At 68.8% G+C, this 6,128-nt stretch carries 6 protein-coding genes; 4 read left to right on the forward strand and 2 right to left on the reverse strand.

What is annotated here, in order from left to right:
• Nucleotides 1-1,005 precede the first annotated feature (1,005 nt).
• From DMB66_RS57140 to DMB66_RS57150, 3 genes are read left to right on the forward strand one after another with little or no spacing between them, the layout of a single operon-like run.
• Nucleotides 1,006-1,716, forward strand: coding sequence for a hypothetical protein (locus DMB66_RS57140; RefSeq protein WP_125812353.1), 711 nt, complete (start codon nucleotides 1,006-1,008; stop codon nucleotides 1,714-1,716).
• 8 nt (nucleotides 1,717-1,724) lie between these two features.
• A complete protein-coding gene (locus DMB66_RS57145; RefSeq protein ID WP_125812354.1) occupies nucleotides 1,725-3,500 on the forward strand; it encodes a hypothetical protein in 1,776 nt (591 codons plus the stop codon).
• A 6-nt stretch (nucleotides 3,501-3,506) separates the two neighbouring features.
• A complete protein-coding gene (locus tag DMB66_RS57150) occupies nucleotides 3,507-3,872 on the forward strand; it encodes a hypothetical protein (RefSeq protein WP_125812355.1) in 366 nt (121 codons plus the stop codon).
• Between the two features lie 80 nt (nucleotides 3,873-3,952).
• Here DMB66_RS57150 and DMB66_RS57155 read toward each other — a convergent pair whose 3' ends face one another.
• Nucleotides 3,953-4,396: a serine hydrolase gene (locus DMB66_RS57155; RefSeq protein ID WP_125812356.1), complete on the reverse strand. Its 444-nt coding sequence runs from the start codon at nucleotides 4,394-4,396 to the stop codon at nucleotides 3,953-3,955.
• Nucleotides 4,397-5,067: 671 nt separating this feature from the next.
• The gene (locus tag DMB66_RS62045) at nucleotides 5,068-5,409 is read right to left on the reverse strand and encodes a hypothetical protein (RefSeq protein WP_158647703.1); all 342 of its coding nucleotides are present in this window, start codon (nucleotides 5,407-5,409) and stop codon (nucleotides 5,068-5,070) included.
• Nucleotides 5,410-5,591: 182 nt separating this feature from the next.
• Between DMB66_RS62045 and DMB66_RS57170 the strand changes: the two genes are divergently transcribed.
• A partial coding sequence (locus DMB66_RS57170) for an FIST N-terminal domain-containing protein (RefSeq protein ID WP_199753251.1) occupies nucleotides 5,592-6,128 on the forward strand: 537 nt, incomplete at its 3' end.

The raw sequence follows: 6,128 nt of genomic DNA on the forward strand, positions 1-6,128 counted from the left end.
TCGCGGGAATCTGTGCGGCTGCTGGTCAGTCGCGCTGCCGCAGGGTCCCCAGGAGGGCTCGATAGCGGCGATGGCGCTCATCACGTCGTTGACCTACGGGCGGGCCCGAATGCTGATCAGTCGGCGGAGCCACGCGATTGCCCCGGGACTCAGCTCAGGTCGGCCAGCGGGTGCAGCCACCGGGCCGTCCAAGTCGACTGCGGGGCAGCTCGGCGTGGGGACGCGCTCGACGGCGACCGTGCAACCGGCTACACGTCGTCAACAGCCTGCAAGCAGAGGCACCAAGCCGGGCAGAGATACCGCTGCGAGGAGATCCGCCACCGGCTCGCCGCGCGGTTGTCGGCCGATGCCCGTAGTTGCGCGGGCTGAGGATCGACGGGGTCGGCCCAACTGCCTGGCCCGGCTTCCAGCTGGTCGGCGTAGAAGAACAGGAGGATTCCGCGGACGGTGATCCGCGCCCAGATCGGCCACAACCAACGCCGCGGCGCCCCCTACCAAAATCCTCCGAAAGTGAAAGGCGCGGAAGTTATTGAGGTCTGAGTGATCGCAGCAGTAGTAACTGCCCCGTGGCCGCACTAAAGCCATGGTCGACACCTCCCCCGAGGAGACGCCCGGAGGGGTGGCCGCACCATGATCCTCGCCCTGCCCCAGCGGTGCGGCATGACCCAGTGTGCACCGGCCGCCTCCTCGGTGATCAGCTCGCGCAGCTCACGGGCCACATCGGCACGCCGCCCCGGTCGTGACGCCGCGCGGCGACTTTCGGGTGACCGATGATCGGCTGAGGCATCCTTTGTTTGATCGGCCAATTCAGTAGCTCGAACGTGGGCTGTCTCGCTCCGCGAATTGCGTACCGGATATCGGTCCGTTAGTAGTTATTCGACCCGGGACGCATTCAACCTTCACGCCCGGGCGGACGATTGGATCTCGGTGCGTTGCCCATCGTGTCATCTCGACGTTCGGCGCCGATGGCAGCGCTGTCCGCGTTGCAATATCAACTTGTCCGGGGTGGACTCCGCGACCGATGTCGCGCTGTTCGGTGTGACGCCTGATCCGTCCTCCCCGTTGGCGTTCGACCGGTCGGTCCTCATGACGGTGCTGACCGTGGCAGTCGCTCTGACGGTCGTCCTGCTCATCGGAGTCGGCGCGGTGGAGGCGACCGACTCGCCGGCGTCCCCGTCGGCGATCACCGAGGCTCCACCGGTGTCCGAGCCGACGGAGAGCCGTCCAGACGTCGATCCGATCGTGCCCGCGCCGGCCGTGTCACCCCGTCCCACGCCGTCCCCGTCCGAGGCGGTGGTCCCGGGCGAGGTGAAGGCGTCCCGTTCGAGCAAGACGAGGCAGTCCCCGCCCGAGGCGGTGGTCCCGGGCGAGGTGAAGCCGTCCCGTTCGAGCAAGACGAGGCAGTCCACGCCGGAGCTCGAGGACGACCCCTCCGGAGACGATCCGTTCGGGATCTTTTTGGATAGCTCCCCGGCGGCCGAGCCGAGCATCTCCGCCGAGCCAGATCCCTCCGTCGCCCCGACGACGGATTCCGTGGTGGTGCCCAACGTTTGGGGTCTGAGCTGCGAAGCGGCCGGGCAGAAGGTGATCGATGCGGGGATGCGGCCGCGTCTGATCGACGGCACCACCGGAGCCGTGCAGGGACAATCGCCGGGTTCCGGACTGTTGATGCCGCCGGACACCACGGTGCACCTGCACTGTGCGGACATCGGATGAGTCGTGGGGTGAGCGCGGAACACGCCGGCGCGGTGGCGGGGCCGTTCGGGTTCCGCGTGACGGAGCAGACCGCAGTGCCACTCACGGAGCAGACCCGGCAATTGTGCTGCGCGCCGTACGTCAACGGCGAATTCGCCAACCAGGTCATCGGCGAGGTGATCGAGGACGAGCACCGCGCCGTGGCGCCGTCATTCGGCTTCGACCTCGCCGCGGTGGTGCGCCACTGCTATCAGGCCCGGCGGATCCTCCTGCTGCGTAATGCGCTGCTGACCGGGCTGCTCGGTGCGGGCCTCGGGTACGTGCAGAAGCCGACGATCACTCTGCTGACGGTCGGGGCACTCATGCACACGGTCCGATTCGTCCGCACCCGGCGGCCGTCCCGGCGGCAGCGGGTTTTCCTGCCCGTCATTCTGCATCATCTACTCGGCTGGGCGCCGTTCCTGGTCGCCGCCCTGGTCTATTTTGGACTGCCGCTGGCCGGACAAGCCGGTGCCGCCCTGCGCCCGTTCACCGGGCTGAGCCGCGACGATCTGGGCGGTGACGCGCTGCTCGATCTCGCGTCACGCACCGGCGAGGCGGTATGGCACCTGGCCGCCGGGCCGGTTGCGCTGGCCGTGCTGACCCTCGCCGTTCTCGTCGGGTATCACGTGATCACGTACCGGATCCTCACGTCCAGCTTGGCTCACAGCGAGTATCCGGTGTTACCGCCGCTGCCGAACGCGCGTATCGCCCGGCGCGTCGCCCGGGTCGCCACCGCGCAGTACGGCAACGTGACCGTGCACTCGGCGGACCCCTTTCTCGGTACCGGAGATGTCGTCCGCGCCTGGTCGTTCGCGCTCCGCCTGCGCCGCCACAGCCGGGACGGAGCCCCGGGCGAGCCGGTGATGCTCGACCCGCTGAAGATCAACGACGAGGTTCGGCGTCGGCTCATGGAACTCGGCGACGAAGATCTGTCGCACCAACAGCGGGTGCCCGGCACTTGCCTGGTTCCGCACATCGTCGCGGACGGGCTGCGGGACTTGGACGACGAACTCGTCTGCGGCCGGGAACGACTGACCTTCCCGGTGGCCGCTCCGGCGACGGTCGACGCGATCATCCGCCATCCGCAGGGTGGCCTCCGCCACTTCCAGCGAGTGGTGGTGGGCAATGTGGTGGCCGGTGAGGCCGACAACGCGGTGCGCACCGACGACGGCCGAGTCGTGGCCCGGCTACGCCACCAGGAAGTCGGCGTCTCGGCCTTCGTCCATCTCGCCGTCGAGGGCGGGCTGTTGTACGTCGAGTTCGTCGCTACCGTCCTGCCACCAGTGCAGCATCGCTATCACTTGCTCGACGCGCTGCACGGCAGCGCGGGGCGGCAGTGGGGACGTGCCATCGGCCAGGCCTGGCGAGGATGGCTCACCGATACCGCGGCCGCACCCTGGCGGCTCGGGCGTGGCGTCTGGCGGGTGTCCACCGGCCGGTCCCGGATGAACCGTGCCGAACGGGCGAGCCGGGAGTTCCGCCGGTACGACTACGGAGCCCGGCTCAGCGTCCGCACCCTGGCCGCCGAACCGGAACCGGTCACCTACCTGCAGAAGCTCGATGCGGAGAAATACGTGAAACTCATCGAACGGGTGACCGCCGAGTCCGTTCTCGACCACCTCGAGCGGCACCACATCGACACGGCGGAGTTCAGCCGCCGGGTGAGCGTGATCCAGGACAACTCGATCCACATCAGCGGCAGCACCTTCCAGGCCGCGACCGCAATCGGCGTCACCGGCAGCGTCACCCAGCTACAGAACTGAGGAGATATGTCCCCGACCGGCGGCGACGGGTTCACCATCACCGGCAGTACGTTCCACGGCCCCACGGCGATCGGCGTGTCCGGCGGTACGGTCCGCCAGACTCAACATGCGCCGCCCGTCATCGCCACCGTCATCGCCGAGCAGTTCGACGAGGTCCGCCGACTCATCGGCGCCGACCGGAGCGCGGTCGACGACCAGGCCGCCGCCGGTAACGATCTGGCGTGCATCGAGCGCGAGTTGGCCGGGCCCACCCCCGACCCGGCCGCTGTCGACATGTTGCTGCGGCGGCTGGCAGGCCGGGTGACGGCCGGCACCACACTGGTCGGGGCCGTGCTGACACTCGCCGAGCTGATCAGTCGGCACCTGGGTTGACACGACATGGCGTGGACTGTCCGACTGGGCAACGATCGCGGCATCGTTGTCCCGATGACTCATCGGCAGCGAACCGCCTTTCACGCACCGACCGGTAGCGCGGAGGTGTGGGCGAGCAGCATGGCGATGGTGATCGCGGCCTGGCCGGTGCCGCTGAACTCCGGCAGGTATTTCTGCAAGGGGGCGTTGAGGTCTATTTTGCCCCGGTCGACGAGTTGCAGAACCAGTAGCGCGGTGTAGACCTTGGTGAGCGAGGCCAGGTCGAAGATCGCGTCCGGCTTCATCACCACCCGCTTGCTCGCGGCCAGTTCCACGGGTCCGGCCTTGTATCGCAGCGCATGCCCGACCGCCGCGTGCAGCGCCGTTTTGCCCTCCATCGTGACCAGCGCGACGGCACCGGCGTAGCCCGGGTGTTTCGGGTTGTCGGGGGTCGGCTTCAGGTACTTCGTCAGTCTGTTCTGCACGCGGGCCGCGTACGCCGGCAGGGCTGCGGCGCGGGCGTGGCCCGGCGCGGGTTTCGCCATCGCGGCGGAGGCCCTCGACGGTGCGCAGCGCGTTGAGCGAGGCCAGCCGCCAGGGCCTGGTCTCGACGAACGCGGCGTGGCGGCTCCGGCTGCCGCGCGGTGCCCGGCCGGTGGCGGTGGCCTGGACTCGGGAACGGGAGAAGTTGTGGCGGGTCGCCCTGCGCGGTCTGCGCCGCGGCGAGGCCGTCGCGGTACGCGGCACCGACGCGGCCAGCCTGGCCGTCGCGGCCGGGGTCGAGCTGAAGGTGATCCAGCACGACCTGGGCCACTCCAGCGCGCCGGGTCGTTCTACGGCACCCACTCGGTCGCCATCGACGGTGTTGCTGGCCAAACTCGATGCCGACGGCCTACCGGCCGCTGCGGTTGCCCGCCCAGGGCTGACCTCTGGCTGCGCGGGCTTGCGGCGGCCGGATCGTTCGGGCTGTGCCGGGCGCGGTCAGGCGGTCCGGGCCTTGGTCTCCACGCCGGCGAGCGTGGTGGGGCTGGATGCGGCGGGGTTCAGGTGGGGCGGCGGACGGCCTGTACGGCGATGTCGTAGAGGTCGAGCATGGCGGTCTGTCCGCGCAGGCGTACCCATTCCTCGTTGGCGACCTGCAGGCAGGTGATCGCGGCGGCGGCGATGGCGCGGGCTTGCAGGGTGCGGCGGTCGGTGTCGGGCAGTCGGGGCTCGATCAGCGGTGCGAACAGCTCTTGCCAGCGGGCTTGCTTCTCGGCGTGCCCGGCGCGCAGGATTCGTTGCCGAACAGCAGGGTGATGAATTCCAGGCGTGCTTCGGGGGTCATGCCGATCTCCTCGAGGGACTGGAACGCGGCGCGCAGCGCCGTCCAGGGGTCTTCGTCGGCCGGGCGTTCGGCCAGGCGGGCGCCAAGGCGGGCCTGCCCCCGCACACCGAGCAGCACATCGAGACCATGGCGCAACTGCACCACGCGAACCGCTACGACAGAGCCGCCACCGACGTCGAACGCATCACCGGCGAACGGCCCCAGACCGTCGAGGAGTTCGTCACCGCCCACAAAGACTTCTACCTCAGCTGGCTGTCGGGGACTGTAAAAAGTTCTTTTACAGTCCCCATGAAAGATCTGGGCTGGCAACTGGCTGGGCAGCTCGCAAACTTCTCAGACTTCGTCGGGCGATGTCGATAGGCACGATGTAGCGACGACCCGCCGATCGGGCTAGACCAAGGGAAATCCGCCTCATGGACGTCTTCAGCACATCCTGGAACCCCGACGCCGGCTGGTCGACCCCGTTCTTGCCGTTCGACAGCGAGAAGACCCTGGTGCTGGCCTTCGGCAGCAGGCTGCTCGCCGATGACCCGACTCCGATCCGGGAACTCTGCGCGGCGTTTCCGTCCTCCATCATCATCGGGTGCTCCAGCGCTGGCGAGATCATGGGCGATACGGTGTCCGAAGGCTCGCTGGTGGTGTCGGTGGTGCGGTTCGAGCACACCCGGATCAGCCGCGTCAGCGAGCAAGTGACCGATGCCTGCGAATCGTATGACGTCGGTTTCTCCGTCGCGAAACGGCTCGCTGCCCAGGAGCCCGACCTCCGGGCTGTCTTCGTGGTCTCCGATGGCCTCCGGGTCAACGGCAGTCCGCTGGTGGCGGGCCTGGCCGACGGTGCCGGCTCCGACGTGATCATTGCCGGAGGTCTCGCCGGAGACGGCGACCGCTTTGAACGCACCTGGGTCCTCGTCGACGGCGAGCCGCGCAGCGGCCACGTCAGCGCGGTCGGC

The organism is Actinoplanes sp. ATCC 53533 (assembly GCF_003947245.1).

Bases quoted from the DNA above. Each gene is read 5' to 3' on its own strand.
- DMB66_RS57155 (WP_125812356.1), bottom strand. From the start codon at position 4,396: ATGGCGAAACCCGCGCCGGGCCACGCCCGCGCCGCAGCCCTGCCGGCG.
- DMB66_RS57150 (WP_125812355.1), top strand. From the start codon at position 3,507: ATGTCCCCGACCGGCGGCGACGGGTTCACCATCACCGGCAGTACGTTC.